Source organism: Halomonas sp. NCCP-2165 (genome assembly GCF_023708045.1).
GTDB lineage: Bacteria > Pseudomonadota > Gammaproteobacteria > Pseudomonadales > Halomonadaceae > Bisbaumannia > Bisbaumannia pacifica.
Genome location: NZ_BRCY01000019.1, coordinates 1 through 25924, shown reverse-complemented (window position 1 = coordinate 25924; position 25924 = coordinate 1). Strand labels below are relative to the sequence as shown.

23 protein-coding genes, 1 pseudogene, 2 riboswitches and 1 other annotated feature are annotated in these 25924 nt (G+C 71.3%); of the genes and pseudogenes, 20 read left to right on the top strand and 4 right to left on the bottom strand.

The genetic code is table 11. From position 1 onward, the window contains the following. Nucleotides 1-35 precede the first annotated feature (35 nt). The 5 genes from NFU04_RS11000 to NFU04_RS10980 all read left to right on the top strand — a co-directional run bounded on the left by NFU04_RS11000 (nucleotide 36) and on the right by NFU04_RS10980 (nucleotide 5880). A complete protein-coding gene (locus NFU04_RS11000) occupies nucleotides 36-1028 on the top strand; it encodes a bile acid:sodium symporter family protein (protein WP_251309482.1) in 993 nt (330 codons plus the stop codon). A gap of 20 nt (nucleotides 1029-1048) precedes the next feature. Further along, a riboswitch (cobalamin riboswitch) is annotated at nucleotides 1049-1301 on the top strand. Nucleotides 1302-1410: 109 nt separating this feature from the next. Continuing rightward, a complete protein-coding gene (locus tag NFU04_RS10995) occupies nucleotides 1411-3252 on the top strand; it encodes a TonB-dependent receptor domain-containing protein (protein WP_251309481.1) in 1842 nt (613 codons plus the stop codon). Continuing rightward, nucleotides 3252-4145, top strand: coding sequence for a cobalamin-binding protein (locus tag NFU04_RS10990; protein ID WP_251309480.1), 894 nt, complete (start codon nucleotides 3252-3254; stop codon nucleotides 4143-4145). Before NFU04_RS10995 ends, NFU04_RS10990 begins: the two co-directional genes overlap by 1 nt. Next, on the top strand, nucleotides 4145-5113 hold the full coding sequence (locus NFU04_RS10985; protein WP_251309479.1) for a FecCD family ABC transporter permease: 969 nt from the start codon (nucleotides 4145-4147) through the stop codon (nucleotides 5111-5113). Before NFU04_RS10990 ends, NFU04_RS10985 begins: the two co-directional genes overlap by 1 nt. After that, entirely contained in the window at nucleotides 5113-5880 is a 768-nt protein-coding gene (locus NFU04_RS10980) for an ABC transporter ATP-binding protein (RefSeq protein ID WP_251309478.1), read from the top strand. The genes NFU04_RS10985 and NFU04_RS10980 overlap by 1 nt, the downstream gene beginning before the upstream one ends. Nucleotides 5881-5897: 17 nt before the next feature. Here NFU04_RS10980 and NFU04_RS10975 read toward each other — a convergent pair whose 3' ends face one another. The 3 genes from NFU04_RS10975 to NFU04_RS10965 are packed head-to-tail and all read right to left on the bottom strand — an operon-like array spanning nucleotide 5898 to nucleotide 8637. Beyond that, nucleotides 5898-6662: an ABC transporter ATP-binding protein gene (locus NFU04_RS10975; protein WP_251309477.1), complete on the bottom strand. Its 765-nt coding sequence runs from the start codon at nucleotides 6660-6662 to the stop codon at nucleotides 5898-5900. Next, a complete protein-coding gene (locus NFU04_RS10970; protein ID WP_251309476.1) occupies nucleotides 6659-7714 on the bottom strand; it encodes a FecCD family ABC transporter permease in 1056 nt (351 codons plus the stop codon). Before NFU04_RS10970 ends, NFU04_RS10975 begins: the two co-directional genes overlap by 4 nt. An 8-nt stretch (nucleotides 7715-7722) precedes the next feature. Then, nucleotides 7723-8637 carry an ABC transporter substrate-binding protein gene (locus NFU04_RS10965; protein WP_251309475.1) on the bottom strand — a complete coding sequence of 305 codons (915 nt, stop codon included), beginning with the start codon at nucleotides 8635-8637 and terminating at the stop codon, nucleotides 7723-7725. Between the two features lie 128 nt (nucleotides 8638-8765). On the opposite strand from NFU04_RS10965, the gene NFU04_RS10960 reads away from it, so the two are divergent. From NFU04_RS10960 to cobJ, 9 genes are all read left to right on the top strand, one after another. Next, nucleotides 8766-8936 carry a hypothetical protein gene (locus NFU04_RS10960; RefSeq protein WP_251309474.1) on the top strand — a complete coding sequence of 57 codons (171 nt, stop codon included), beginning with the start codon at nucleotides 8766-8768 and terminating at the stop codon, nucleotides 8934-8936. A gap of 1 nt (nucleotide 8937) precedes the next feature. Further along, nucleotides 8938-9171, top strand: a riboswitch (cobalamin riboswitch). 128 nt (nucleotides 9172-9299) lie between these two features. Beyond that, nucleotides 9300-11087, top strand: coding sequence for an ATP-binding protein (locus NFU04_RS10955; protein ID WP_251309473.1), 1788 nt, complete (start codon nucleotides 9300-9302; stop codon nucleotides 11085-11087). Then, nucleotides 11080-12450: a cobyrinate a,c-diamide synthase gene (locus NFU04_RS10950; RefSeq protein WP_251309472.1), complete on the top strand. Its 1371-nt coding sequence runs from the start codon at nucleotides 11080-11082 to the stop codon at nucleotides 12448-12450. The genes NFU04_RS10955 and NFU04_RS10950 overlap by 8 nt, the downstream gene beginning before the upstream one ends. After that, on the top strand, nucleotides 12447-13559 hold the full coding sequence (cobW, locus tag NFU04_RS10945) for a cobalamin biosynthesis protein CobW (protein ID WP_251309471.1): 1113 nt from the start codon (nucleotides 12447-12449) through the stop codon (nucleotides 13557-13559). Before NFU04_RS10950 ends, cobW begins: the two co-directional genes overlap by 4 nt. Next, a complete protein-coding gene (cobN, locus tag NFU04_RS10940; protein ID WP_251309470.1) occupies nucleotides 13559-17434 on the top strand; it encodes a cobaltochelatase subunit CobN in 3876 nt (1291 codons plus the stop codon). Before cobW ends, cobN begins: the two co-directional genes overlap by 1 nt. Next, entirely contained in the window at nucleotides 17434-18630 is a 1197-nt protein-coding gene (locus NFU04_RS10935) for a cobalamin biosynthesis protein CobG (protein WP_251309469.1), read from the top strand. Before cobN ends, NFU04_RS10935 begins: the two co-directional genes overlap by 1 nt. After that, a complete protein-coding gene (locus tag NFU04_RS10930) occupies nucleotides 18614-19243 on the top strand; it encodes a precorrin-8X methylmutase (RefSeq protein ID WP_251309468.1) in 630 nt (209 codons plus the stop codon). The genes NFU04_RS10935 and NFU04_RS10930 overlap by 17 nt, the downstream gene beginning before the upstream one ends. Nucleotides 19244-19254: 11 nt before the next feature. After that, nucleotides 19255-19980, top strand: coding sequence for a precorrin-2 C(20)-methyltransferase (gene cobI / locus NFU04_RS10925; RefSeq protein WP_251309525.1), 726 nt, complete (start codon nucleotides 19255-19257; stop codon nucleotides 19978-19980). After that, nucleotides 19977-20798, top strand: coding sequence for a precorrin-3B C(17)-methyltransferase (gene cobJ, locus NFU04_RS10920; RefSeq protein ID WP_251309467.1), 822 nt, complete (start codon nucleotides 19977-19979; stop codon nucleotides 20796-20798). Before cobI ends, cobJ begins: the two co-directional genes overlap by 4 nt. Here cobJ and NFU04_RS10915 read toward each other — a convergent pair. Further along, entirely contained in the window at nucleotides 20750-21520 is a 771-nt protein-coding gene (locus NFU04_RS10915; protein WP_251309466.1) for a cobalt-precorrin-6A reductase, read from the bottom strand. The two genes, cobJ and NFU04_RS10915, sit on opposite strands and share 49 nt — an antisense overlap. Here NFU04_RS10915 and cbiE point away from each other — a divergent pair, their 5' ends adjacent. From cbiE to NFU04_RS10885, 6 genes and pseudogenes are all read left to right on the top strand, one after another. Next, entirely contained in the window at nucleotides 21521-22744 is a 1224-nt protein-coding gene (gene cbiE / locus NFU04_RS10910; RefSeq protein ID WP_251309465.1) for a precorrin-6y C5,15-methyltransferase (decarboxylating) subunit CbiE, read from the top strand. It abuts the gene before it with no gap. Then, entirely contained in the window at nucleotides 22741-23097 is a 357-nt protein-coding gene (locus tag NFU04_RS10905) for a cobalamin biosynthesis protein (RefSeq protein ID WP_251309464.1), read from the top strand. Before cbiE ends, NFU04_RS10905 begins: the two co-directional genes overlap by 4 nt. Nucleotides 23098-23181: 84 nt before the next feature. Continuing rightward, nucleotides 23182-23976, top strand: coding sequence for a precorrin-4 C(11)-methyltransferase (gene cobM / locus NFU04_RS10900; protein ID WP_251309463.1), 795 nt, complete (start codon nucleotides 23182-23184; stop codon nucleotides 23974-23976). Further along, nucleotides 23973-24743: a precorrin-6A synthase (deacetylating) gene (gene cobF, locus NFU04_RS10895; RefSeq protein ID WP_251309462.1), complete on the top strand. Its 771-nt coding sequence runs from the start codon at nucleotides 23973-23975 to the stop codon at nucleotides 24741-24743. Before cobM ends, cobF begins: the two co-directional genes overlap by 4 nt. Nucleotide 24744: 1 nt before the next feature. Further along, the gene (gene cobO / locus NFU04_RS10890; RefSeq protein WP_251309461.1) at nucleotides 24745-25350 is read left to right on the top strand and encodes a cob(I)yrinic acid a,c-diamide adenosyltransferase; all 606 of its coding nucleotides are present in this window, start codon (nucleotides 24745-24747) and stop codon (nucleotides 25348-25350) included. A gap of 119 nt (nucleotides 25351-25469) precedes the next feature. After that, nucleotides 25470-25924 (top strand): annotated as a pseudogene (locus NFU04_RS10885) (transposase); the annotation flags it as partial. Beyond that, nucleotides 25748-25864: a sequence feature (AL1L pseudoknot), on the top strand. (Overlaps the previous pseudogene by 117 nt.)

The window sequence follows — 25924 nt, the reverse complement described above, 5'->3', positions numbered from 1 at the left end:
ATCTGGAAATGTTTTTCACTGAGGAGTGCGGGGCGATGTGGACGCGGTTTCGTCGATGGGTCGATAACTTTACCCTGACCCTGGTGGGGGTGGTGATCCTGGCCAGCGTGCTGCCGGCCCAGGGGCGCGGCGTGCCCTTCTTCGAGGGGCTGACCGTGGCGGCCATCGCCCTGCTGTTCTTTATGCATGGCGCCAAGCTCTCGCGGCAGGCGATCATCAGCGGGGCCACCCACTGGCGCCTGCACCTGGTGGTGTTCGGCTTCACCTTCGCCGCCTTCCCGCTGCTCGGGGTGCTGGGGCGGCCGCTGATGGAGCCCTGGCTGGGCACGCCCCTGACCCTCGGCATGCTCTACCTCTGCGTGCTGCCCGGCACGGTGCAGTCCGCCATCGCCTTCAACTCCCTGGCCCGGGGCAATGTGCCGGCGGCGATCTGCAACGCCTCCGCCTCCAGCCTGATCGGTATCCTCGCCACCCCCCTGCTGGTGATGCTGATCATGGGTGTCCAGGCCACCGGGGAGGGCTACAACGCCGGCGAGGCGGTGCTCAAGATCAGCCTGCAACTGCTGCTGCCCTTCGTGCTGGGACACCTGGCGCGGCCCTGGATCGGCGACTGGGTGGCCCGCAACCGCCCCTGGCTGAGCAAGGTGGACCAGAGCTCCATCCTGCTGGTGGTCTATACCGCCTTCAGCGCCTCGGTGGTGGGCGGGCTCTGGCAGACCGTGGGGCTCGGCCCGCTGCTGGCGCTGATCCTGGCCTGCTGCGTGCTGCTGGCCCTGGTGCTGGGGCTGACCACGGCCCTGGCCCGGGGGCTGGGCTTCAGCAAGGAGGACGAGATCACCATCGTCTTCGGCGCCTCCAAGAAGAGCCTGGCCACCGGGGTGCCCATGGCCCAGGTGCTCTTCGCCGGCGGCGCCCTGGGGCCCATGCTGCTGCCGATCATGCTCTTCCATCAGATCCAGTTGATCGTCTGCGCCATCCTGGCTCAGCGCTACGCCCAGCGGCCCGCCGCGACAGAAGCGGCAAATTGACCTTTCCCGGGGGGATTGCTAGCTTACGCGCACTCTCAGGTGCTGGTAGAAGGCCTTTCTACCAGATAAACGGGAAGTCGGTGCGCGGCCCTGCCGCCATTCCGACGCTGCCCCCGCAACGGTGATCGAGTCGAGAACCGCCACTACCTTCAACGGTATGCCACTGTGCCACAGGCATGGGAAGGCGGCGGTTCGGAAGGTCCTGATGCCTGGCCCTTGTGCTCAGGTCCTTCACTCGTCAGCCCGGAGACCGGCCTGGAGAGGCATGCCGTGTCACGGTGGGCGACGGGAGGCGGGCTCGCCGATTCCCTCGCCGCGCCGTGTCCCGGCCTCCATAACGCATGACGCCGTGCGGGTGAGCACGGCGAGCAAGGGACACCCGATGATGACCTCCTTCTCCCCCCGTGGCCTGGCCGCCATGTCCGTTGCCGCCTTGCCGCTGGCGCCGCTCTCCCAGGCGATTGCCGCGACGTCCGGCGACAATGAGGCGACGCAGACCCTGAATCCCCTGGTGGTGACCGCCACCCTGGCGCCGCGCACCGCCGACGAGTCGCTCGCCTCGGTGACCGTGCTGGACGAGGCGACCCTGCGCCGCCAGGACCCCACCCGCCTCACCGACCTGCTGCGTGGCCAGCCCGGGGTGGATGTCACCTCCAACGGCAGCTTCGGCAAGACCAGCAGTGTCTATATCCGCGGGACCTCGAGCAACCAGAGCCTGTTGATGATCGATGGCATTCGCCTGCGCTCCGCCACCCTGGGCAGTGCCGCCTGGCAGTTCCTCGATCCGAGGATGTTCGAGCGCGCCGAGATCGTGCGTGGTCCCCGCGGCAGCCTCTACGGCGCCGATGCGGTGGGCGGCGTCATTCAGCTCTTTACCCCCGAGGGCGAGGCGGGGGCGCCGACGCCGCGTATCTCGCTGGGCGGCGGCTCCTTCGATAGCCAGCGTTATGGCGCCTCGCTGTCCGGCGCCGAGGGCGGTACCCGCTACTACGTCGCCGCCAGCCGCTTCGATACCGACGGTGTGCCGGTGGTGCGTGGTGGCGACGACAAGGGGTATGACAATACCTCCGGCCTGGTGCGGCTCTCGCATACCTTCGATAGCGGCGCCGAGCTCGGCATGCTGGCGCTGCGGGGGCGGGGCAATACCGAGTTCGATAGCTTCGGTGCTCCGGCCGAGACCGATTTCGTCCAGCAGGTGGCCGGTGTCTATGGGGAGCTGCCGATCACCGAGCGCTGGCGCAGCCGCCTGACCCTGAGCGAGGCGAGGGACGAACAGCAGAGCCTTTATGGCTGGGGAGAGACGCGCTTCGATACCCAGACCCGCACCGTGCGCTGGGATAACACCCTCGATATCGGGGCGCATGAGGTGGTGTTGGGTGCCGAGTACATGGAAGACTCGGTCACGACCTCCGATGATTATCTGTTGGATAGTCGCGACAATCTCGCCGTCTTCGCCCAGGGGCTGCTGGACTTCTCTCCGCTGGCCGTGCAGGCCAGCCTGCGCCACGACGACAACGAAGCCTTCGGTGAGGAAGTCACCGGTAGCCTGGCGCTGGGCTATGCGCTGGATGACTCCCATACCCTGCGGGCCAGTGTCGGTACCGCCTTCAAGGCACCGACCTTCAATGACCTTTACTACCGGGATCAGTGGGGAAATTTTGGCAATCCGGACCTCGAGGCCGAGACGTCGACGTCCTATGAACTCGGTGTCCGTGGTCAGTATCGCGACTATTTCTGGGACCTGGCCCTCTATCGGAGCGAGATCGACGACCTGATCCAGTGGAAGGACCAGGGGAACTTCACTTCCGCGCCGGAGCAGGTGGATCGCGCCCTTATTCGTGGCCTGGAACTCTCCGCCGGTGCCGAGCTCGCCGACTGGACCCTGGCCGCGGCCCTGACCTGGAGCGATCCGGAGGATCGCGAAACGGGCAAGCAACTCCGACGCCGGGCCTCACAGAGCCTGCGCCTGGACGTCGACCGCGAGCTGGGCGACTGGTCCCTGGGGGGCTCCTGGGTCGTGCAGAACCACCGCTACGACGATGCCGCCAACGAAGAGCGGCTCGCCGGCTTCGGCCTGGTCAATCTGCGCGCCGGCTGGGACTTCGCCCCCGGCTGGTCGACCCGCCTGACCGTGGAGAATGCCTTCGACAAGGAGGTCGAGACCGCCCGTGACTATATCAATGCCGGTCGCGCCGCCTTCCTTAGCCTGCATTTCGGTGGCTGATGCCTGGCCGTCTGGTAACGGGGCTAGCGCTTGCCCTGCTGTCCCTGGTCGCTCAGGCCGACGCGCGCTGCGCCATCGATGATCGGGGCCGGGAGGTCTGCCTGCCGGCCCCCGCCGAGCGTATCGCCGCCCTCTCGCCGGGGGCCACCGAGCTGGTCTATGCCGCCGGGGCCGGCGAGCGGGTCGTCGCCGTGGTGGAGTACAGCGACTATCCCCCCGAGGCCCGAGCGGTGGCCTCGGTGGGCAGCCATACCCGGCTCGACCTGGAGCGGCTGCTGGCGCTGGCCCCCGACCTGGTGATCGGCTGGGTCACCGGCAACCCGGCGGAGCAGCTCGAGACCCTCGAGGCCCTGGGCCTGCCGGTCTTCTATATCGAACCGCGCACCCTCGAGGGCGTGGCCACGGCCCTCGAGCGCCTGGCGCGCCTGGCCGGCAGCGAGGCGGCGGGGCAGGCCGAGGCGGCGCGCTTTCGCGACGGCATGGCCGAGCTCGCCGAGCGCTACGCCGATGCCGCGCCGGTGTCGGTCTTCTACCAGGTGTGGGACGAGCCGCTGATGACCATCAACGACGAGCACCTGATCGGCCAGGTGCTCTCCCTGTGCGGCGGCGTCAATGTCTTCGGCGGGCTCGAGCGGCTGGTGCCACGCCTCGACGAGGAGGCGGTGCTGGCCGCCGACCCCGAGGCGATCCTCGCCGGCGGCATGGGCGAGGAGAACCGCGCCTGGCTGACCCACTGGGAACCGTACCCGGCGCTCACCGCCGTGGCCCGGGACAACCTCTTCTTCGTGCCGCCCTCGCTGATCCAGCGCCCCACGCCACGCCTGCTGGAGGGCAGCCGGCGGTTCTGCGAGAAGCTCGAGGTGGCCCGGTCTCGTCGCGGGGCGAGTCCCTGATGGTGGCCCTGACGCGCCCCCTGGGGGGCTTGGCCCTGGTCGCCCTGGCGGCCCTCGTCCTGTCGCTGGCGCTGGGCAGCGTGTCGCTCTCGCCGGGCGAGATCCTCGCCGTGCTGCGCGGCCAGGGCGGCCCGCTAGCCCAGACCCTGATCCTCGAGCTGCGCCTGCCCCGCTCGCTCTCCGCCTTCGCGGTGGGCGGGCTGCTCGCCGTGGCCGGTGCCCTGATGCAGGTACTGCTGCGCAACCCCCTGGCCGACCCCTATGTGCTGGGGCTCTCCGGGGGCGCCTCGGTGGGGGCCCTGGCCGCCATGCTGGCGGGCCTCGGCGGCCTGGTGGTCTCCGGGGGGGCCTTCGCCGGGGCGCTGGCCTCGACCCTGCTGGTGTTCGGCCTGGCCCATGGCCGTGGCGGCTGGACGCCGACGCGGCTGCTGCTCACCGGGGTGGTGGTGGCCGCCGGCTGGGGGGCGGTGATCACCCTGATGCTGGCGGTGACCCCCGCCGACCGCCTGCCCGGCATGCTCTACTGGCTGATGGGGGACCTCGCCTACGCCCGCGCCCCCTGGCCGCCACTGGCCCTGCTGCTGGTGGTCTGCCTGCTGGCGGTACCCCTGGGGCGCAGCCTCAATGTGCTGGCCCGGGGGCCCCTGCAGGCCGCGGCGCTAGGCGTCTCGGTGCACCGACTGGAGTGGGGCATCTACCTGGGGGCCAGCGCCCTGACCGCCATGGCGGTGACCAGCGCCGGCAGCATCGGCTTCGTCGGCCTGGTGGTGCCGCATATGCTGCGCCTGCTGCTGGGCAACGATCAGCGGCTGATCCTCCCCGCCTGCGCCCTGGCCGGTGGCAGCCTGCTGTTGCTGGCGGACACCCTGGCGCGCACGGTGATCGCCCCGGAGCAGCTCCCGGTGGGGGTGATCACCGCCCTGCTGGGGGTGCCGACCTTCCTCTATCTGCTGTATCGGAGCCAGTGATGAGCCGCCTCGAGGCCCGCCGGTTGGTGATCGATATTCCCGGGCGTGGCGACGGCCGGGCCCTCGATCTGTGCCTCGCGTCGGGCCAGGTATGGGGCGTCCTGGGGCCCAATGGCGCCGGCAAGACGACGCTGCTGCATACCCTGGCCGGCCTCCGGGCCCCGCGTTCGGGGCAGGTGCGCCTCGACGACCGGCCGCTCTCGGGGCTGGGCCGTCGCCGGGTGGCGCGCCGGCTGGGGCTGGTCTTCCAGGAGCGCCACGACGGCTTTCCCGCCACGGTGCGCGAGACCGCCCTGATCGGCCGCCACCCCTACCTCTCGCCCTGGCAGAGGGAAGGGGCCGAGGAGCTGCGCCTGGCCGAGGCGGCCCTGGAGCGGCTCGATATCACCCATCTGGCCGATCGCCTGGTGGGGACCCTCTCCGGGGGCGAGCGCCAGCGCCTGGCCATCGCCACGGTGCTGACCCAGGCGCCGGCTATCTGGCTCGCCGACGAGCCCACCAACCATCTCGACCTGTACCACCAGACCGAAGTCATGGCGCTGCTCGCCGGCGAGGCCAGCGCGGGCCGGGCGGTGATGATGTGCCTGCATGACCTCAACCTGGCCGCCCGCTGGTGCAGCCACCTGCTGCTGCTCTACCCGGACGGCGAGGCCTGCTGGGGCCCGGCGGAGGCCATGCTGGAACCCGCGGCCCTGGAGCGGCTCTATGGTCAGCGCCTGGCCACCGCCTGGGTCGATGGCGCCCCGGTCTTTGTGCCCCTGAAGTAAGTACCTGGCCCGCCAGCTCAGAGGGCGTGGCGAAAGCGCAGGATCCGGCCCTGATCGATGGGGTCATGGAGGAAGTCCGCCTGCACGCCGAAGGTGCGGCGCAGCCGCTCGACGCTGAGGACCCGCTCGGGCGGGCCGATATCCACCAGGCGACCGGCCTCCATCACCCCGATGCGATCACAGGCCATGGCCTGGTTGAGGTCGTGCAGGGCGATCACCACCGTGACCGGCAGCCGTCCGACCAGTTGCAGGATCGATAGCTGGTGGCGGATATCCAGGTGGTTGGTGGGCTCGTCGAGCAGCAGGATCCTCGGCCGCTGGGCCAGGGCCCGGGCGATATGCACCCGCTGGCGCTCGCCCCCGGAGAGGGTGTTCCAGAGGCGTCCCGCCAGGTGCCCCATAGCGACGTCGTCGAGGGCCTGGCCGACGATGGCATCATCCTCGTCGGACCAGGGGCGCAGCGGCGAGAGGAAGGGAGTCCGGCCCAGGGCGACCACCTGGCGAACCGCCACCCGGTCGAGGGTCTCCGCCTGCTGCTCGACGAAGGCGAGGACCCGGGCGATCTCCCGCTGGCGCATCCGCCCCATCGGCCGCTCGCCCACCAGCACCCGCCCGCGCTTCGGCCGGCGCAGCCCGGCCAGGACCCGTAGCAGGGTGCTCTTGCCCGAGCCGTTCGGGCCGATCAGGCCGAAGGTCTCCCCGGGGGCCACCGCGAGGCTGACGTCACTCAGCAAGCGGTGCCCCTGGACCGTCCAGTCGATGTTCTCGGCGCTCAGTCTCATGAGGTCCGCGTCCCGCGCACCAGGATGATGGCGAAGGCCGGGGCGCCGATCAGTGCCGTGACCACGCCGATCGGCAGCACCTGCCCCGGCACCAGGACCCGCGAGAGGATATCCGCACCGATCAGGAAGACCGCGCCGGCCAGCGCCGAGGCCGGGACCAGCCGGGTGTGGCGGCTGCCGACCAGAAAGCGCATGGCATGGGGAATCACCAGGCCCACGAAGCCGATGGCGCCGACCCTGGAGACCATCACCGCGGTGACCAGGGCCATGGCGCCGATCAGCACGCCGCGCACCCGGTTCACGGCGATGCCCAGGGAGGCGGCGCCGTCGGCGCCGAAGGTAAAGGCGTCCAGCGCCTGCCGGTACCACAGGCAGACCAGCAGGCCGCCCAGCGCCACGGGCAGCCCCAGGGCCGCATCGTCCCAGCGCACGCCGGAGAGGTTGCCCATCAGCCAGAACATGATCCCCCGGGCCTGCTCGGCATTCGCCGACCTGGCGATGATAAAGGCGGTGAGGGCATTGAAGAGCTGCGAGCCGGCGATACCCGCCAGGATGATGGCCCCCGCGGCCTGGGCGCCGCGCCCGCCCCCGGTGCCGCTGCCGGCGGCCTGGGCGAGCAGCACCACCAGGCCGAAGGCCAGTCCCGCCCCGGCGAAGGCGCCGAGGGAGAGCGTCAGGGTGCCGGCGCCGAGCCCGGCGATGGTCACCGCCACGGCGCCGGTGGAGGCGCCGGCGGAGATTCCCATCAGGAAGGGATCGGCCAGGGGGTTGCGCAGCAGCGCCTGCAGGACCACGCCGGCCAGGGCCAGCCCGGCGCCGCAACCGGCGGCGAGCAGGGTGCGGCTGAGCCGATAGTTCCAGACGATGCCGGCATCGATGCGATCGACGGCATACTCCGCCCCCCAGAGCTGGTTGGCCAGCACCCTGAGGACGGTCTCCACCGGAATCGCGGTCTCGCCGATGGCGGTACCCGCGAGGATGGCGATACCCAGGATCGGTGGCGCCAGCCAGGCCCAGCGCCATGGCAAGCGCACCGCCGGGGACAGGGGCATCGACGCATTCATCGCTCGAAGGCGAGGCTCGGCAAGGCCTCGACCAGGGTTTCGAGGCCGAAGATCGTGCGCATGGTGGCGCTCATCGCATGGGCATCCATCTCGATAATGCGACCGTTGCGCACCGCCGACATCTCCCGGGTCACCGGATCGCTTTGCAGGAAGTCGAGTTTTTCGGCGATATCGTCGGCGGGGTAGCGGCGACGATCCATGCTGGCCACCACGATGATATCCGGGTCGGCCCGGGCGATGGATTCCCAGCCGACGGTGGGCCACTCCTCGTCGGACTCCACCACGTTGTGGATGCCCAGTGCGTCCATCATATAGCCCGGTGCGCCGAGCCGACCGGCGACAAAGGGATCGGCGGATCGCTCGGGGGAAGAGAACCAGAATACCGCCGACAACTCCTCGGGCAATTCCAGGGCCTCGGCGGCGGCGATGGCGGTCGCTTCCCGCGCTTCCAGCTCGGCCACCAGGGCCTGCCCGGCCGCCTGGACATCGAAGATCATGGCCAGCTCGCGAATGCCCTTGTAGATCGAATCGGGGGAGAAGGCGGCGACACGAGTGCCGTCGCCGCCGGTGCTGTTGTCCTTGGTATCGCAATCCGCCGGCATCACATAGGTGGCGATGCCCAGCTCGTGGAACTGCTCGCGGGTCGCCACGCTGCCGGTGGGGCCGATATGCCACTCATACTGGGCGGCGACGAGCTCCGGGCGGCGGTTGACCACGGCCTCGAAGCTCGGGTCATTGTCGGCCAGGCGTTCGATGCCGGCATTGATTTCGCGGAATTCCGGCAGCACCGGAGTGAACCAGACCGAGGTGCCGGCGACCCGCTCGGCCAGGCCCAGGGCATAGAGGATCTCGGTGGCCGACTGGCCGACGGTGACCGTATTTTGTGGCGCGGATGGGACGCCGATTTCCATGCCGCAGTTGGTCAATGTCAGCGGATAATTCGTGTCATTTGACAGGGCGTGAGCGGCGGGAGTTATCGATAATATGGCCAGTAGGTGGCGAGCGAATTTCATAAAGTCTCTTCCGTAAGGTCCGGATAATGATCGCTGGTTTGACGCTGGTTTTATGGCGGAAGATCGATAAATACGCCGCTTCTTGCATGATGGATCCCGCCGCTCTCGCCGGGGAGTCGGCGCAAGCGGCGAAGATCATGGGGGAAGTCGGCACAAAAAAACAAGCCCGGTTGCCGCCGGAGTGGTTCTTGCTTTAGGATGGCCCGACTGAAAATGGGTGCCCCTGTGCTGGCGAAAGTAAGCCAGGGGATAATCGGGAAGTATGGTGAGGCCTCGCGCCAATCCCATCGCTGCCCCCGCAACGGTAATGAGTGAAACGCCTGCGACGACCACTGGCATCCGCCGGGAAGGTGCAGGCGACGGCACGGCGCCGAGACGATCTGCGCCAGGCCCTCCTCGAGCCCGGAGACCGGCCCATTATTTCGTTCATCCAGTGACGGTGCGGTGGGCACCGGGGATAGTCTGCCTGTGATTCCTTTCCTAGCTTCCCGACGGGGCATCCGTCGGGGGCCGCGGCTGGTCGTGTGCCAGGCCCCGACGCCGTGTCGGGCGGTGGCGCCATGACTCCCGTGGCCGAGTTCCCCTTCGTCGCCGTGGTCGGCCAGCCGGCCCTCAAGACCGCCCTGCTGCTCAACGCCATCGACCCCCGGGTGGGGGGCGTGCTGATCAGCGGCCCCCGGGGCAGCGCCAAGTCCACCCTGGCCCGGGCCCTGGCGGCGATTCTCCCCGATATCGCCGAAGGGCGCCGGCCGCCCTTCGTCACCCTGCCGCTGGGCGCCAGCGAGGAGCGCCTGACCGGCAGCCTGGACCTGCAGCGGGTGCTCGCCGAGCGCGAGGCGGCCTTCCAGCCGGGGCTGCTGGCCCGGGCGGACGGCGGGGTGCTCTACGTCGACGAGGTCAACCTGCTGCCGGATTCCCTGGTGGACCTGCTGCTCGACGCGGCGGCCAGCGGCGTCAACCGCGTCGAGCGCGACGGCATCAGCCATCGCCATCCCGCCCGCTTCGCCCTGATCGGCACCATGAATCCCGACGAGGGGGAGCTGCGCCCCCAGTTGCTCGACCGCTTCGGCCTCTGCCTCGAGCTCGAGGCGGCGGTGGGCGTCGAGGCGCGTATCGCCATCCTGCGCCAGCGGGAGGCCTTCGACCGTGACCCCGAGGGCTTCGTGGCGAGCCATGCCGAGGCCCAGGCCGCCCTGACCCAGCGCCTGAGCCAGGCGCAGCGGAGGCTCGTCGAGATCACCACCGACCCCTGGGGCTACGAGCATATCGCCCGGGGCTGCGAGGCCGCCGGGGTCGAGGGCCTGCGCGCGGACGTGACCTGGCATCGGGCGGCCCGGGCCCATGCCGCCTGGCGTGGCGCGACCGCGGTGACCCGGGAGGACCTGGACACCGTCGCGCCCTGGGTACTGGCCCATCGCCGCACCCGGGAGTCCCGGCCCGATCACACGCCGCCGTCCGGTGGCCCGGGCGGCCAATGTGGCCATGGTGGCCAAGGTGGCCAAGGTGGCCAAGGTGGCCAAGGTGGCCAAGGTGGCAGTGGCGGCGCCGCCGTGCCCGGCGAGGGCCAGGGCGGCCCGACGGGAGAGGGGCAGTGGGGCGCCATGCCGCCGCTGGCCCAGCCGAGCGTCGAGGTGCCGGCCCAGGCGCTACCGGCGACCGAGGCGCCGGCACGCACCGCCGCCACTACGCCGCCCGTGGCGATGCCGCCGCGGGGGACCCGTCGGCAGGGCGGGCCGGGTCGCCAGCGCGCCGGTGGCGAGGCCGGGCCGCGCCGGCCGGACTGGTTCGCCACCCTGGTCGCCCACCGCGGCCGCTGGCCCTGGCGGGAGCTGCGCTATCGTCGGGGCCGCGGCGGTCGGCCGCTGGTACACCTGGTGCTGCTGGATACCTCCGCCTCCACCCTGGGCGGGCGGCGGCTGGGCCGCGCCAAGGGGCTGGTGGAGCGGCTGGGGCGCCAGGCCTACGCCGCCCGGGAGCAACTGGCGGTGCTGGGCTTCGGCAACGATGGCGTCACGGAGCTCCTGTCCCGGCGTCGCGCCCCCAAGGCGCTGCCCGGGCGGCTCGAGGCCGCCGGCGGTGGCGGCGGCACGCCGCTGCGCGAGGCGATTCAGCACGCCGCACGGCTGATTCGCCGGTGGCGCCGGCAGGACGCCGGCCTGCGGGTGCGCACCTACCTGATCACCGACGGCCGCACCCGCCAGCCCCTCGACGGCCTGCCGTCGCTGGGGGAGTGCGTGGTCGTGGATACCGAAGCGGCCGCCGTCAAGCGCGGCCGCGGCGCGCTTATTGCCGCGCAACTGGGCGCCCGCTATCACCCCCTTTCTCGTGGAGAGTCGGCCCATGGCTAAGCCAAGCGAGGCGGCGAGCGCCGCCTGTCCCGCCCTCTTTCTCGCCGCCCCGGCCTCGGGGCAGGGCAAGACCACGGTGACCGCGGCCCTGGCCCGGCTGCTGCGCAACCGGGGCCAGGTGGTGCGGGTCTTCAAGACCGGTCCCGACTACCTGGACCCGCGGGTGCTGGCCCAGGCCTCCGGCCGGCCGGTGGACCCCCTCGACCTGTGGATGGCCGGCGAGGCCGACTGCCGCCGGCGCCTGTACGAGGCCGCCCGGGAGGCGGACCTGATCCTGGTGGAGGGCGCCATGGGCCTGTTCGATGGCGAACCCTCCAGCGCCGACCTGGCGGCGCTGTTCGACCTGCCGCTGGCCATCGTCATGGACGTCAAGGGCATGGCCCAGACCGCGGCGGCGCTGGTGGGCGGCCTGGCGGGCTTCCGTGACGACGTGCGTATCGCCGGGCTGATCGCCAACGCCTGCGGCTCGAAGCGCCACCGGGAGCTGATCGAGGCCGCGCTTCCGGCAGAGATTCCGCTGCTGGCCGCGGTGCCCCGGGATGCCACCCTGGCCCTGCCGGAGCGCCACCTGGGGCTGGTCCAGGCCGAGGAGATCCGCGACGACCTGGAGGCCCGCTTCGAGGCCGGCGCCGCCGCCCTCGAGGCCGAGGGGCTGGCGGAGGCGCTGCTGGCGCTGCCGCCGGTCAGCTTCGACGCGCCGCCCCAGGCCGTCACGGCGCCCCTGCCGTCGCTACGCGGCCGGAGCATCGGCGTGGCTCGGGACGCGGCCTTCAGTTTCATCTACCAGGCCAACCTGGAGCTGCTGGAGCGCATGGGCGCGAGCCTGCGCTTCTTCTCGCCGCTTACCGATAGCCGATTGCCGCCCTGCGATGCCCTCTGGCTGCCGGGGGGCTATCCGGAGCTGCACGCCGCACGGCTTGAGGCGAACGCGCCGATGCGCGAGGCGATCCAGGGCTTCTTCGCCGCCGACAAGCCGATCCTCGCCGAGTGTGGCGGCCTGCTCTACTGCCTGGAGCGCCTGACCGACGTGGACGGCGAGACCCACGCCATGCTGGGGCTGCTGCCCGGCCGGGGTGCCATGCGCGGGCGCCGCGGCTGCCAGGGGATGCAGACCGCCGAATTGCCGGAGGGGCCGGTGCGTGGCCACGCCCATCACCGCTCGGTGGCGGAAGGCATGCCCGAGCCCATCGCCTTCGGCCGGCGCCAGCGCCACCCCGCGCCGGGGGAGGCCATCTATCGTGAGCGCGGCCTCACGGCCACCTACCTGCACCTCTACTTCCCCGATAACCCCGACGCCCTGGCCCGGCTCTTCTCGCCGGCCCTGGCCAGCTCGACCAAAGAGACCGAGGAGTCCCAAGGATGAACCTGAACAAGATCCCCGCCACGGTGGTGACCGGCTTTTTGGGCAGCGGCAAGACCACCCTGCTGGCCGGCCTGCTGCGCCGGGTCACCGGCAAGCGCATCGCCGTTATCGTCAACGAGTTCGGCGAGCAGGATATCGACTCGAGCCTGCTGCGCGGCTGCGCCCTCGGTTGTGATGAAGCAGGCGAAGACGCCCCCGTGGAGCTCGAGCGCGGCATCTATGAGCTGGCCAACGGCTGCATCTGCTGCACCGTGGAGGAGGAGTTCCTGCCGGTGATGAAGCAGCTGGTGGCCCGCCGCGACGATATCGACCATATCCTCATCGAGACCAGCGGCCTGGCCCTGCCCAAGCCGCTGGTGCAGGCCTTCAACTGGCCGGAGGTGCGCCAGCACTGCACCGTGGACGCCATCATCACCGTGATCGACGGCCCGGCGGTGGCCGCCGGCCGCTACGCCAGCGACGTCGACAAGGTGGAGGCCCAGCGCCGGGCCGACGAGAGCCTGGATCACGACCCCAGCCTGCGCGAGCTCCTCGACGACCAGCTCAGCGCCGCCGACCTGGTGCTGGTCACCAAGACCGACCTGCTCGCCCCGGACGAACGGGCCCGGGTGGAAGCGCTGGTCGCCCAGCGGGTGCCGGCCTCGGTGAAGACCCTGTTTATCGACCAGCGGGCCTATGGTGACGGCGATGCGCGGGCCCAGCTGGAGGCCCTGATGGGCATCGGCGCGGCGAGCGAGGAGACTATCGACCGCATCGACAACCACCACGATCGCCACCACGCCGAGGGGGCCCACCACGACCACGCCCACGATCACTTCGACTCCTGCGTGATCCGCCTGGGCGAGGTGGACGGCGAGGCCCTGGCGGCGCGCCTCCAGGCGCTGCTGCAGGGCCACGAGATCTACCGGGCCAAGGGCTTCGCGGCCCTGCCGGGCAAGCCCATGCGGCGGGTGATCCAGGCCGTGGGCGAACGCCTCGACGGCTACTTCGACCGCCTCTGGGCGCCGGACGAGCCGCGGGCGACCCAACTGGTGATCATCGGCAAGGGGCTGAATCGCGAGGCCCTGCACGCCGCCCTGGCGGGTGCCGAGATCGCGACGGCGCCCTGATGCACCTCTTCGCCGCCAAGCCCGGGGGCTTCGTCGACGACGAGGGCATCGTCGACCTGCAGCAGAGCCCCGCCGAGGTCGTTATCCTGTCCGCCGCCGACAGCAGCCTGTCGGCCCTGGCCCAGGCGGTGGAGCGCCTGGACGGGGCGGGCGGCGAGGGCTTTCCCTCCCTGCGCCTGGCCAACTGGATGAACCTGGTCAAGCCCGCCGCCTACGACCTCTACGAGGATCGGGTGCTGGACGAGGCGCGGCTGGTGATCGTCTCGCTGCTGGGCGGCAGCGGCTACTGGCGCTACGGCTTCGAGCGCCTGCAGGCCTGGGCCGCCGCCGACAAGGGGCGCCAGTTGATCCTGGTGCCCGGCTGCGACGCCCCGGACGACGATCTGCTGGCGGCCTCCAGCGTGCCTGTCTCGTTGGCGCATCGGGTCTGGCGCTACCTGCGGGAGGGCGGCGTGGACAACGCCGAGCAGTTGCTGCGTTGTATCGGGAGCGAGTGCCTGGGGCGGCCCCTGGCATGGCGCGACCCCAAGCCCCTGCCCGCGGCGCTGTTCTACGACCCCCACACGGTGGGCCGGCAGGAGGCGACCCTGAGCGAATGGCGGAAACGCCAGCTTCCCGAACGCCCGGTCTGCCTGCTGCTCTTCTATCGCAGCCATCTGCAGGGCGCCAATACCGATGTGCTGGATGGCCTGATCGCGGCGCTCGAGGCCCAGGGCCTGGCGCCCCTGGCGGTGGCCGTGGCCTCCCTCAAGGAGTCGGCCTGCCTGGCCTTCGTCAATCACCTGATCGAGGCGACCGGCGCCGGCCTGGTGATCAATACCACCGGCTTCTCCGTCAATCGTCATGCGGACGACGGCGAGGCCCTCGGCGAGGCGGAGCTCGACCGGGAGCTCGCGGGGCTCTTCGTCGGCCGGCCGGTGGTGCTGCAGGCGATCCTCGCCAGCAGCACCGAGGAGGACTGGCGGGCCGAGGCCGGCGGCCTGCGCAGCCGCGACCTGGCCATGCAGGTGGTGCTGCCGGAGATGGATGGCCGCATCCTGACCCGGGCGGTGGGCTTCAAGAGCGAGGCCCACTACAGCGAGCGCTGTCAGCTGTCGGTGGTGCGCCACGCCCTGCACCCGGAGCGCGCCGCCTTCGTCGCCCGGCTGGCGCGACGCTTCTGCGACCTGCGACACAGGCCGAACCGGGACAAGCGCCTGGCACTGGTGCTGGCCAACTACCCCAACCGCGACGGGCGCATCGGCAACGGCGTCGGCCTCGACACTCCGGCCTCGACGGTGGCCATCCTGCGCGCCCTGGCCGGGGCGGGCTATCCGGTGAGCGAGGTGCCGGAGGACGGCGACACCCTGATCCGGCGGCTGCAGGACGGCGTCACCAATGCTCGCGAGGCCCTGGACGGGCGCCCCTGCTGGCAGAGCCTCGCCGTCGACGACTACCTGGCCTGGTTCCGGACCCTGCCGGAGGCCCTCCAGGCGGCGGTGTGGCAGCGCTGGGGGCCCCCCGGCGCGGACCCCAAGTGCCGCCAGGGCCGGCTGATGATCGCCGGGATCCGCCTGGGGGAGACCTTCGTCGGCATCCAGCCGGAGCGCGACATCAGTGAAGGGCCCGGCGCCGACCTCACCAAGAGCTACCACGATAGCGAGCTGGCGCCGCCCCATAGCTACCTGGCCTTCTATCTCTGGCTGCGCGAGCACTACCGGGTGGACGCGGTGATCCATGTCGGCAAGCACGGCAACCTGGAGTGGCTGCCCGGCAAGAGCACGGCGCTCAGCGCCGACTGCTGGCCGGAGGTCGCCCTGGGGCCGCTGCCGCACTTCTATCCCTTTATCGTCAACGACCCGGGAGAGGGGGCCCAGGCCAAGCGCCGCAGCCAGGCGGTGATCATCGACCACCTGATGCCGCCGCTGGCCCGCGCCGAGCTCTACGGCGCCATGGCGGAGCTGGAGGCGCTGACCGACGAGTATTACCAGGCACTCGGCATGGACCCGCGCCGCGAGACCCTGCTGCGCGAGCGGATCCTGGCCCATCTGCGCGACACCGGGATCGACCGGGAGCTGGCCCAGAATACCCGCGGCGCCGACGGCACCGAGGGCGACACGGATAACGAGCACCTTCTCAACGAGCTGGATACCTACCTCTGCGATATCAAGGAGGCGCAGATCCGCCATGGCCTCCACGTGCTGGGCCGCCTGCCGCCCCGGGACAAGCGGGCCGGGACCCTGGTCGCCATCCTGCGCCTGCCGCGGGGCGATAAGCCGGCCCAGCGCGGCCTGCTGCACAACCTGGCCGCCGACCTGGGGCTGCCACCGGAGTTCGACCCCCTGGCGGCCGGGGCCGAGCCCTGGGACGGGCCGCGGCCGCCGGCCCTGGCCGTGCTGGACGATGCCCCCTGGCGCAGCGCCGCCGATACCCGCGAGCGCCTGGAGCGCCTCGCCCATCGGCTGGTGGAGACGCACGTTCTGGAGGAGGGCTGCCTGGCCACCCTGGCCCGGGACTACCCGGCCACCGCCGAACAGTGTCGCCATGCCCGGGAGCGGCTCTGGTCCGATATGCAACGCGGCGCCGAGATGGAGCTCCGGTCGCTGCTGGATGGCCTGGCGGGGCGCTTCGTGCCCCCCGGGCCGAGCGGCGCCCCCAGCCGCGGGCGCCTCGACGTGCTGCCCACCGGGCGCAACTTCTTCGGCGTCGACAACCGCGCCATTCCGTCGCCGGCCGCCTGGTCCCTGGGCGAGGCCTCGGCCCAGGCGTTCGTCGAGCGCTACCTGCAGGATCACGGCGACTACCCGCGCCGCCTGGGCCTGTCGATCTGGGGCACCGCCACCATGCGCACCGGCGGCGACGATATCGCCCAGGCCTTCGCCCTGATGGGGGTGAAGCCGGTCTGGTCGCTGGGCTCCCGGCGGGTGATCGATATCGAGGTGATTCCCGCCATGCTGCTGCAGCGGCCCCGGGTGGACGTCACCCTGCGGGTCTCCGGCTTCTTCCGCGATGCCTTCGCCAATGTGATCCGCCTCTTCGACCGGGCGGTGCGGGCGGTGGCCGAGTACCAGGAACCGGGGGATGCCAACACCATTCGCACGGCGGTGCTGGCGCGGCGTGGCGAGCTCGAGGCCCGGGGCCTCGCCCCGGAGGCGGCGGCCCGGGAGGCCGGCTACCGGGTCTTCGGCAGCAAGCCCGGCGAGTACGGCGCCGGCCTGAACCGGCTCCTCGACAGCCGCGCCTGGGAGGACGCCGACGACCTGGCCGAGGCCTACCTGGGGGCCGGGGCCTACGCCTACGGCCAGTTCCCGGAGTCCGGCGTCGCCGCCCGGGCCGCCTTCGAGCACCAGCTCGAGGGGCTGGAGGCGGTGATGCACAACCAGGACAACCGCGAGCACGATATCCTCGACTCCAACGCCTACTACGCCTTCCAGGGCGGCATGGCCAACGCCAGCCGGGCGCTGGCCGGTCAGGCCCCGGCCATCTACCACGCCGATCACGCCGACCCGGCGCGGCCGCGGCTGCGTAGCCTCGAGCAGGAGCTGGCCCGGGTGATCCGCTCCCGGGTGCTCAATCCCAAGTGGATCGAGGCGATGCGCGAGCACGGCTACAAGGGCGCCGCCGAGATGGCGGCGACGGTGGACTATCTGTTCGCCTATGACGCCACCACCGACCTGGTGGCCGACTACCAGTACGCCCAGGTCACCGAGGCGCTGGTGCTGGATCCGCGCAACCAGGCGTTCTTGCGCGCGCATAACCCCTCGGCCCTGGAAGAGATGGCGGAGCGGCTGCTGGAGGCCGCGCAGCGCGACCTGTGGCGGGAGCCCGGCGAGCGGGGCGAGGCGCTGCAGGACCTGCTGCTGGAGATCGACGAGACCCGGGAGCGGGCGCCCTGATGGTGGATCAGCCACGTATCAAGGGGTGGTGCCCCGGGGCCTGGCACCCCATGGCCAGCGGCGATGGCCTGCTGGTGCGGGTGCGGCCCCGGTTCGGCCGGCTGACCCGGGACCAGTGGCTGGCGCTATGCGAGGCGGTGGAGAGCTACGGCAGCGGCCTGATCGAGCTGACCGGCCGCGCCAATGTGCAGCTGCGCGGCGTCTCCGAGGCTGCCTGGCCCCGGCTGATGGAGGCCCTCGTCGAGCACGGCCTGGTCGACCCGGACCCCGAAACCGAGCGCCGTCCTCAACTACTGCTGGCCCCCGACTGGCAGGCCGGCGACGCCACCCATGCGGTGGCGCGCCTGCTAGAGGCCCGGCTCAATGAGCTTCCGGCGCTGCCGGCCAAGTGGGGCCTGGCCATCGACGCCGGGGACGCGCCACGGCTAGGCGAGGCCTCCGCCGACCTGCGTATCGAGCGGGCGGCGTCGGGCACCCTATTAGTCCGTGCCGACGGAAGGTCGCGGGGCACCCCGGTGGATGCTCCCGCCGCCGCCGTCGAGCTGCTGATTCGGCTGGCTCACTGGTTCGTCGCCAGCGGCGGCCGCGACGCCGGGCGCATGCGCCGGCACGAAGCGCCGCTGCCGCCCTGGGCGCCGGCCGCCACACCGCCGGCTTCTACATTGCCAATCAGGGCCGGCCAGCCCATGGCGCTGGGGCGGCATCCGAGGGGGCGGGTATTGGGCCTGCCCTTTGGCCGGGCGTCGGCCGCGACCCTGCGGGCCCTGATTGTGGCGGATTCCGTCGAATCGGAGGTGCATAGCGCCGTGCGGGTCACCCCCTGGCGGCGCCTGCTGATCGAGGGATTCCCCACGAGTGAGAGTTCGCCGCCGGGATTGTTGGACGATGAGGGCGATCCGCGCCTGGCCATGCAGGCCTGCCCCGGGGCCCCCCACTGCGAGCAGGCCAGCGTGGCGACCCTGGGCCTGGCGCGGGTACTGGCCGAACGCCGGCTTATCGTGGGCTCCCTGCATCTCTCCGGCTGCGCCAAGGGCTGCGCCTGCCGGCAACCGACCGATCTCTGCCTGACCGGGCGGGACGGGCGCTACGACCTGATCATCGGCGATCGCGCCGATGGGGCGCCGGCCGCCACCGGCCTCAGTGAATCCGATGTGATCGAATACCTAGAGAAGAATCGCGATGCCTTACGTCTATGAAACGGACGGCCCGGCCATCTACCGGGAGTCCTTTGCCACGATCCGGCGCGAGGCCGACTTGGCGCGCTTCGCGCCGGAGGAGGAGCCGGTGGCCGTGCGCATGATCCATGCCGCCGGCCTGGTGGAGCTGGCCCCCCATATTCATTTCCGCGGCGATGCGGTGAACCGCGCCCGGGCGGCGCTGGAGGCGGGGGCGCCGATCCTCTGCGACGCGCGGATGGTCGCCGAGGGCATCACCCGCACGCGCCTGCCGGCGGACAACGCCATCCTCTGCACCCTGCACGACACGCGGGTGCCCGACCTGGCCCGGGAACTGGGCAACACCCGCTCGGCGGCGGCGCTGGAGCTGTGGCGCCCCCAACTGGACGGTGCGGTGGTGGCGATCGGTAACGCGCCGACCGCCCTGTTCCACCTGCTGAATATGCTGGAAGACCCGGCGTGCCCGCGGCCGGCGGCGATCATCGGCTGCCCGGTGGGCTTCGTGGGGGCCGCCGAATCCAAGCAGGCCCTGTGGGAGAGCGCCGCGGCGCCCTGCGTGGTCGTCGAGGGGCGCCTCGGCGGCAGCGCGGTGACGGTGGCCGCCCTCAACGCCATGGCGGATCGCCGCGAATGAGCCTCGCCACCATGACACCGGGCACCATCCACGGCGTCGGCCTGGGCCCCGGCAGCCAGGACCTGATGAGCGTGCGCGCCGACCGGTTGATCCGCGGGGCCTCCCATGTCGCCTACTTCCGTAAGCAGGGTCGCCGCGGCCATGCCCGAAGCATCGTCGAGGGCCTGCTGGCGCGGGACGTGATCGAGCTGCCCATGGAGTATCCGGTCACCACCGAGATCCCCGTCGACGACCCTCGCTACAACGCGCTGCTGGCGGCCTTCTACGACAAGCAGGTCGCGCAACTGAGCGAGATCGCGGAGGCGGGCCAGGACCTGGTGGTGCTCTGCGAGGGCGACCCCTTCTTCTACGGCTCCTTTATGCACCTCTATACCCGCCTTCAGGGGCGGGTGCCGGTGGCGGTGGTGCCGGGCATCACCGGCATGTCCGCCGCCTGGACCGCCACCGGGCGGCCGGTGACCTGGGGTGACGACGTCCTCACCGTGCTGATGGGCACCCTGCCGGAGGCGGCCCTGGTCGAGCGCATCGCCCGCACCGACGCCCTGGTGGTGATGAAGATCGGCCGCCAACTGGACAAGCTGCGCCGGGCCCTGGTCAGGGCCGGCCGCGACGACGAGGCCTGGCTGATCGAGTACGCCGCCATGCCCCAGGAGCGCATCCGGCCGTTTCGCGAGGTCGGCGATAGCGTCCCCTATTTCTCCATCCTGGTGATCCACGGCAACGGGAGGCGGCCATGAACGAGCAGACCAACGCCGGCTGGCTCAGGGTGGTCGGCCTGGGGCCGGGCAGTGAGGCGCTGATTACCCCCGAGGTCTCCGCCGCCCTGGCGGAGGCCACCGATGTGGTGGGCTATGTGCCCTACGTGGAACGGGTGGCGCCGCGGCCGGGGCTGGTGCGCCACGGCTCGGACAACCGCGAGGAGATCCGCCGGGCGGAGGCGGCGTTGCGCCTGGCCGCCGCGGGTCGCCGGGTGGTGGTGGTCTCCTCCGGGGACCCGGGGGTCTTCGCCATGGCCGCGGCGCTCTTCGAGGCGCTGGAGGCGGGGAAGCCCGAGTGGCGCGCCCTGGATATCCAGGTGCTGCCGGGCATCTCCGCCATGCTGGCCGCCAGCGCCCGGCTGGGGGCGCCCCTGGGCCACGATTTCTGCTGCATCAACCTCTCCGACAACCTCAAGCCCCGGGCGCTGATCGAGCGCCGCCTGCGCCTGGCCGCCGAGGCCGATTTCGCCATGGCCTTCTATAACCCCCGCTCCCGGGCGCGCCCGGAGGGCTTCGAGCGCGCCCTGGAGGTCCTGCGGGAGGCCTGCGGGCCGGCGCGTTTGATCATGTTCGCCCGGGCCGTGGCCACGCCGGAGGAGTCCCTGAGGGTCACTACCCTCGGCGAGGCCAGGCCGGAGATGGCCGATATGCGCACCCTGGTGCTGGTGGGCTCCAGCCAGACGCGGCGGATCCCGCGCAGTACCGAGGGTGGCAAAGAGGGGGGCGAGGGTGAGAGAGCGCCCTGGGTCTATACCCCGCGGTCGGTCCTGGGGTCTGATTCAGGGGCCGAGTCGTGAGCGAGCCAGGCCAGCACCGCTTCGACCGAGTGCACCTCGTGACGGGAAGGCAGCGCCGGCCGCTCGATCATCACCACCGGCAGGCCCAGTTCCCGGGCGGCGCTAAGCTTGGCCACCGCACCGCTTCCCCCGGCGTTCTTGCAGACGATGCGCTGGATGCCGTGCTCCCGCAGCAGGGCCCGATCGCCCGCCAGGGTAAAGGGGCCGCGATCCAGGATCACCCGATGCTGGGGCAGGGGCAGCGGCGCCTCGGGGGCATCGACCAGGCGCAGCAGGTAGTGGTGCCGGGGTTGGGTCGCGAAGGCGGCGAGGTGCTGGCGGCCGATGGCCAGCAGGATCCGCTCGGGCGGGCCGGCAAGTGCCGCCACCGCCGCCTCGATATCGGCGACCCGAGTCCAGCGATCGCCGGCCCCGGGCGTCCAGGGCGGGCGGGTCAGGGCGATCAGGCGGATACCGGCGCGATGCGCCGCCGCCACGGCGTTCTGGCTCATCCGCTCGGCGAAGGGGTGGGTGGCGTCGACCAGGTGGGTGATGCCGTGCTCCGCGAGGAAGTCGGCCAGGCCCGCCACCCCGCCGAAGCCGCCGACCCGGGTGGGCAGCGGCTGCGGCTTGGGGGTGGCCACCCGGCCGGCATAGCTGAACAGGGCAGGGACCTGGCGCTCGGCCAGGGCGCCGGCCAGGGCACTGGCTTCCGTGGTGCCCCCTAGAATCAGGATTTTCATATGACGGACCTAGACGAGGCTCCCTGGCTGACGCTGCTTGGCTGGGGGGAAGGTGGCACAGAAGGGCTGACCGCGGCAAGCCGCAGCGCCCTGGAGAACGCCGAGCTGGTGTTCGGCGCGCGGCGCCATCTGCGCCTCTTGCCACCCCTGGCGGCCGAGGTGCGCGAATGGCCGGTGCCCTTCGCCGACGGCATCCCTCAGTTGCTGGCCGAGCGGGGCCGCCGGGTGGTGATGCTGGTCTCCGGTGACCCCTTCTGGTTCGGGGCGGGCACCAGCCTGGCGCGTCATCTGCCCGCCGGCGAGTGGCGGGCGCTGCCGGCGCCCTCCACCTTCGGCCTGGCGGCCTCCCGCCTGGGCTGGGCGCTGGAGGCCTGTACCTGCCTGGGCCTGCATGCCAAGCCGCTGACGCGGATCCGCCCCCATCTGCGCCCCGGCCGGCGCCTGCTGGTGCTGCTGCGGGACGGCGAGGCGGTGAGCGAGCTGGCCGGCTGGCTGGAACGCTTCGGTTTCGGTGCCTCCCGGCTGCATCTGCTGGAGGCCCTGGGCGGCGACGAGGAGCGCATCCGCCGCCTGCGGGCCGACGCCGCTCTGCCGGACGATATCGCGCACCCGGTGGCGGTGGGCCTGGAGGTGGCCGGGGAGGGGCCGGCCCTGCCGCTGACGCCGGGCCTGGCGGACGAATGCTTCGACCACGATGGCCAGATCACCAAGCAGGCCGTGCGCGCCCTGACCCTGGCCGCCTTGGCCCCCCGGGCGGGGGAGCGGCTCTGGGATCTCGGCACCGGCTCGGGCTCCATCGCCATCGAATGGCTGCTGGCCCATCCGGACAACCGCGCCCTGGGCGTCGAGCGCGACGCCGGGCGGGCGGCCCGGGCGCGGCGCAATGCCCATGCCCTCGGCGTCGACTGGCTGGAGGTGGTGGAGGGCGATGCGCTGGCGATGCTGGAAGCGGGGGCCCTGGCCGAAGCACCGCCGCCCGAGGCGGTCTTTATCGGCGGCGGGCTGTCCCAGGCGCTGCTGGAGGCACTGTGGCGGCGATTGCCGGCCGGCGTGCGGATCGTGGCCAATGCGGTGACCCTGGAGTCCGAGGCCCTGCTGACCGAGTGGCAGCGGCGGGCCGGCGGCGAGCTGCTGCGCCTGGAGCTGGCCAGCGCCGCGCCGCTTGGCACCCGGCGGGGCTGGAAGGCCAGCTACCCCATCGTGCAGTGGCGGGTGAGTCGATGAGGGTGGCGGGCTTCGGCTTTCGCCGCGGCGCCGGCCTGGCCTCGCTGGATCACGCCCTGGACTTGCTGTGCCGGCGCTATGGCCCGGTCGACCGGCTGGCCGCGGTGCAGTCGATGCTGCCGCTGGTCCAGGCACTGGGGGAACGACACGGCATCCCGGTAATGGGGGTGGCGGAGGACGACCTGCCCCGGGCGGCCACCCTGACCCGCTCCCGGCATAGCCTGGCGGCCCGGGGCACCGGCAGCGTCGCCGAGGCCGTGGCCCTGCTGGCGGCGGGCCCCGGCGCGACCCTGCTCGGCCCCCGACTGATCTCGACGGACCGCCAAGCCACCGCGGCCCTGGCAACCCGCTAGCCCCATTGTAGGAGCTGGCTTTAGCCGGCGATTGTCGCCGACAGGCGCCTTGGTATGCGAAGCCCCGACAAGAGGAAAGCCAATATGACCATCCACTTTATCGGCGCCGGTCCCGGGGCACCGGACCTGCTGACGCTGCGGGGCCGGGACCTGATCGCTTCCTGCCCGGTATGCCTCTATGCCGGCTCGCTGGTGCCCGAGGCGCTGCTCGAGCACTGCCCGGATGGCGCCCGCATCATCAACACCGCGCCGCTCGCCCTCGACGAGATCATCGCCGAGATGCGCGCCGCCCATGCCGCGGGGCACGATGTCGCCCGGCTGCACTCCGGCGACCTGTCGGTGTGGTCGGCCATGGGCGAGCAGCTGCGCCGGCTGCGCGAACTGGACATTCCCTATGCCATTACCCCGGGGGTGCCGGCCTTCGCCGCCGCCGCCGCCACCCTGGGCCAGGAACTGACCCTGCCGGGGGTGGCCCAGTCCGTGGTGCTGACCCGCACCCCGGGGCGGGCCAGCGCCATGCCGGACGGCGAGACCCTGGCCAACTTCGCCAGGAGCGGCGCCACCCTGGCCATTCATCTCTCCATCCATAACCTGGCCCAGGTGGTGGACGAGCTGACGCCCTACTATGGTGCCGACTGCCCGGTGGCCATCGTCTGGCGGGCCAGTTGGCCCGACGAGCGGGTGGTGCGGGGGCAGTTGTCGACCGTGGAGGCCCTCGTCGACGCCGGCATGCAGCGCACCGCGCTGATCCTGGTGGGCCCGGTGCTGGGCAGCCCGGACTTCCAGGAGAGCTGCCTCTATTCGCTCGGCTATGACCGCCGCTTCCGGCCCCAGTCGGCGGAGTCGCCCTTCGCCGCCGGCGAGGGTGACGGCGTATGATTCATCTTTCGCTGATCGGCATCGGCACGGGCAATCCCGAGCATGTCACCCTGGCCGCGGTGCGCGCCCTCAACGAGGCGGACCTGATCCTGCTGCCCCGCAAGGGCGAGGCCAATTCGGACCTGGTGGACCTGCGCCGGCTGCTGTGTCGCAATCTGCTGGAGGCGTCGTCCAATACTAGGGTCGTGGAGTTCGACCTGCCGCGCCGCGATGCCAGGGCCGACTACCTGGGTGCGGTGGACGACTGGCACGGGGCCATCGCCGCCGTCTGGGGGGAGCTGATCGCGACCCACCTGCCCCAGGGCGGGCGGGTCGGCCTGCTGATCTGGGGGGATCCCTCCCTCTATGACAGCAGCCTGCGTATCGCCGGGAGGCTGGGGTCCCGAACGGGGGGCGAGGTGGCGGTGGACGTGGTGCCGGGCATCACCAGCCTGCAGGTGCTGACCGCCGCGCACCGCATCCCCCTCAATGCGCTGGCCGAACCGGTGCAGATCACCACCGGCCGGCGTCTAAGAGAGCGCGGCTGGCCGAGGGATGCCGCGAGCGTGGCGGTGATGCTCGATAGCGGCGGCGCCTTCCAGGCGCTGCCGCCGGAGGGTCTCTATATCTGGTGGGGTGCCTACCTGGGCATGGACAAGCAGCACCTGATCGACGGCCCCCTGGCGGAGGTGGCCGCGACGATTCTCGAGCGGCGTGCCGCCCTGCGCGAGCGGCATGGCTGGATCATGGACATCTATCTGTTACGCAAAATAAGCGGTGGAGAGTGAAATGAAGAAAGTCGATCCGAAGCGTCATGCCGAACGCATGGCCATCAAGCAGCGCATCATGAACGAGCGCATCGAGGCCGCCGACAAGGACCAGGGCGTGCTGCTGGTGCTGACCGGCCCCGGCAAGGGCAAGAGCAGCTCCGGCTTCGGCATGCTGGCCCGGGCGCTTGGCCACGGCATGAAGGTGGGCGTGGTGCAGTTTATCAAGGGCGCCTTCAGCACCGGCGAGGAGGCCTTCTTCCGCAACCTGCCCAACGTGGAGTACCACGTGATGGGCGAGGGCTACACCTGGGACACCCAGGACCGGGAGCGCGACGTCCAGACCGCCGAGGCGGCCTGGGAGGTGGCAAGCCGCATGCTCGCCGACCCGAGCTTCGATATGGTGCTGCTCGATGAGCTCAATATCGCCCTGCGCTACGAGTACCTGAACCTCGACCGGGTACTCGACGACCTCCAGGCCCGCCCGGCCATGCAGCACGCCATCGTCACCGGCCGCTACGCCCCCGAGGCGCTGATCGAACTGGCCGACACCGTCACCGAGATGAAGGTGGTCAAGCACGCCTTCAAGGACCAGGGCGTCAGGGCCCAGAAGGGCGTCGAGCTCTAAGCTCCAGCCTGATAACTCAAGCGCACGGGGCAGGGTGGGGGCCTATCCAAGGCTCCCAAATGGATTCTTTGAACCGTCCCGGGATTCCCGGAGGCTCCAAACCTTGAGAGGATGGAGCCATGAACACTTCCAAACGATATGCCCCTGAGGTCCGTCAACGGGCCGTCCGCATGGTCTTCGACCACGAGGCCGACTACCCCTCCCAATGGGCGGCCATCGGCGCCATTGCCCCCAAGATCGGCTGCACTCCGGAGACGTTGCGCAGTTGGGTCCGGCAGGCCGAGCGTGATGCGGGTCGTCGTGAAGGCACCACCTCCTCCGAGCGTGAGCGGATCAAGGCACTGGAGCGCGAGAATCGGGAGTTGAAGCAGGCCAACGAGATTCTGCGCAAGGCGTCCGCCTATTTTGCCCAGGCGGAGCTCGACCGCCGCGGCAAGTGATGATCGAGTTCATCGATGATCACCGGGAGTCGTACGGGGTCGAGCCGATCTGCCGTGTCCTGCCGATCGCCCCGTCGACGTACTACGAGCACAGGGCCCGAGAAACCCAGCCTGACCGCGCACCGCCCCGAGAG

Bases quoted from the DNA above. Each gene is read 5' to 3' on its own strand.
- NFU04_RS10975 (WP_251309477.1), bottom strand. From the start codon at position 6,662: ATGAGACTGAGCGCCGAGAACATCGACTGGACGGTCCAGGGGCACCGC.
- cbiE (WP_251309465.1), top strand. From the start codon at position 21,521: ATGACGGACCTAGACGAGGCTCCCTGGCTGACGCTGCTTGGCTGGGGG.
- NFU04_RS10995 (WP_251309481.1), top strand. From the start codon at position 1,411: ATGATGACCTCCTTCTCCCCCCGTGGCCTGGCCGCCATGTCCGTTGCC.
- NFU04_RS10915 (WP_251309466.1), bottom strand. From the start codon at position 21,520: ATGAAAATCCTGATTCTAGGGGGCACCACGGAAGCCAGTGCCCTGGCC.
- NFU04_RS10970 (WP_251309476.1), bottom strand. From the start codon at position 7,714: ATGCCCCTGTCCCCGGCGGTGCGCTTGCCATGGCGCTGGGCCTGGCTG.
- NFU04_RS10985 (WP_251309479.1), top strand. From the start codon at position 4,145: ATGGTGGCCCTGACGCGCCCCCTGGGGGGCTTGGCCCTGGTCGCCCTG.
- NFU04_RS10905 (WP_251309464.1), top strand. From the start codon at position 22,741: ATGAGGGTGGCGGGCTTCGGCTTTCGCCGCGGCGCCGGCCTGGCCTCG.
- NFU04_RS10935 (WP_251309469.1), top strand. From the start codon at position 17,434: ATGGTGGATCAGCCACGTATCAAGGGGTGGTGCCCCGGGGCCTGGCAC.
- cobF (WP_251309462.1), top strand. From the start codon at position 23,973: ATGATTCATCTTTCGCTGATCGGCATCGGCACGGGCAATCCCGAGCAT.
- NFU04_RS10960 (WP_251309474.1), top strand. From the start codon at position 8,766: ATGATCGCTGGTTTGACGCTGGTTTTATGGCGGAAGATCGATAAATAC.
- NFU04_RS10980 (WP_251309478.1), top strand. From the start codon at position 5,113: ATGAGCCGCCTCGAGGCCCGCCGGTTGGTGATCGATATTCCCGGGCGT.
- NFU04_RS10965 (WP_251309475.1), bottom strand. From the start codon at position 8,637: ATGGAAATCGGCGTCCCATCCGCGCCACAAAATACGGTCACCGTCGGC.
- NFU04_RS11000 (WP_251309482.1), top strand. From the start codon at position 36: ATGTGGACGCGGTTTCGTCGATGGGTCGATAACTTTACCCTGACCCTG.
- cobM (WP_251309463.1), top strand. From the start codon at position 23,182: ATGACCATCCACTTTATCGGCGCCGGTCCCGGGGCACCGGACCTGCTG.
- NFU04_RS10955 (WP_251309473.1), top strand. From the start codon at position 9,300: ATGACTCCCGTGGCCGAGTTCCCCTTCGTCGCCGTGGTCGGCCAGCCG.
- NFU04_RS10950 (WP_251309472.1), top strand. From the start codon at position 11,080: ATGGCTAAGCCAAGCGAGGCGGCGAGCGCCGCCTGTCCCGCCCTCTTT.
- cobI (WP_251309525.1), top strand. From the start codon at position 19,255: ATGACACCGGGCACCATCCACGGCGTCGGCCTGGGCCCCGGCAGCCAG.
- NFU04_RS10930 (WP_251309468.1), top strand. From the start codon at position 18,614: ATGCCTTACGTCTATGAAACGGACGGCCCGGCCATCTACCGGGAGTCC.
- cobN (WP_251309470.1), top strand. From the start codon at position 13,559: ATGCACCTCTTCGCCGCCAAGCCCGGGGGCTTCGTCGACGACGAGGGC.
- cobJ (WP_251309467.1), top strand. From the start codon at position 19,977: ATGAACGAGCAGACCAACGCCGGCTGGCTCAGGGTGGTCGGCCTGGGG.
- cobW (WP_251309471.1), top strand. From the start codon at position 12,447: ATGAACCTGAACAAGATCCCCGCCACGGTGGTGACCGGCTTTTTGGGC.
- cobO (WP_251309461.1), top strand. From the start codon at position 24,745: ATGAAGAAAGTCGATCCGAAGCGTCATGCCGAACGCATGGCCATCAAG.
- NFU04_RS10990 (WP_251309480.1), top strand. From the start codon at position 3,252: ATGCCTGGCCGTCTGGTAACGGGGCTAGCGCTTGCCCTGCTGTCCCTG.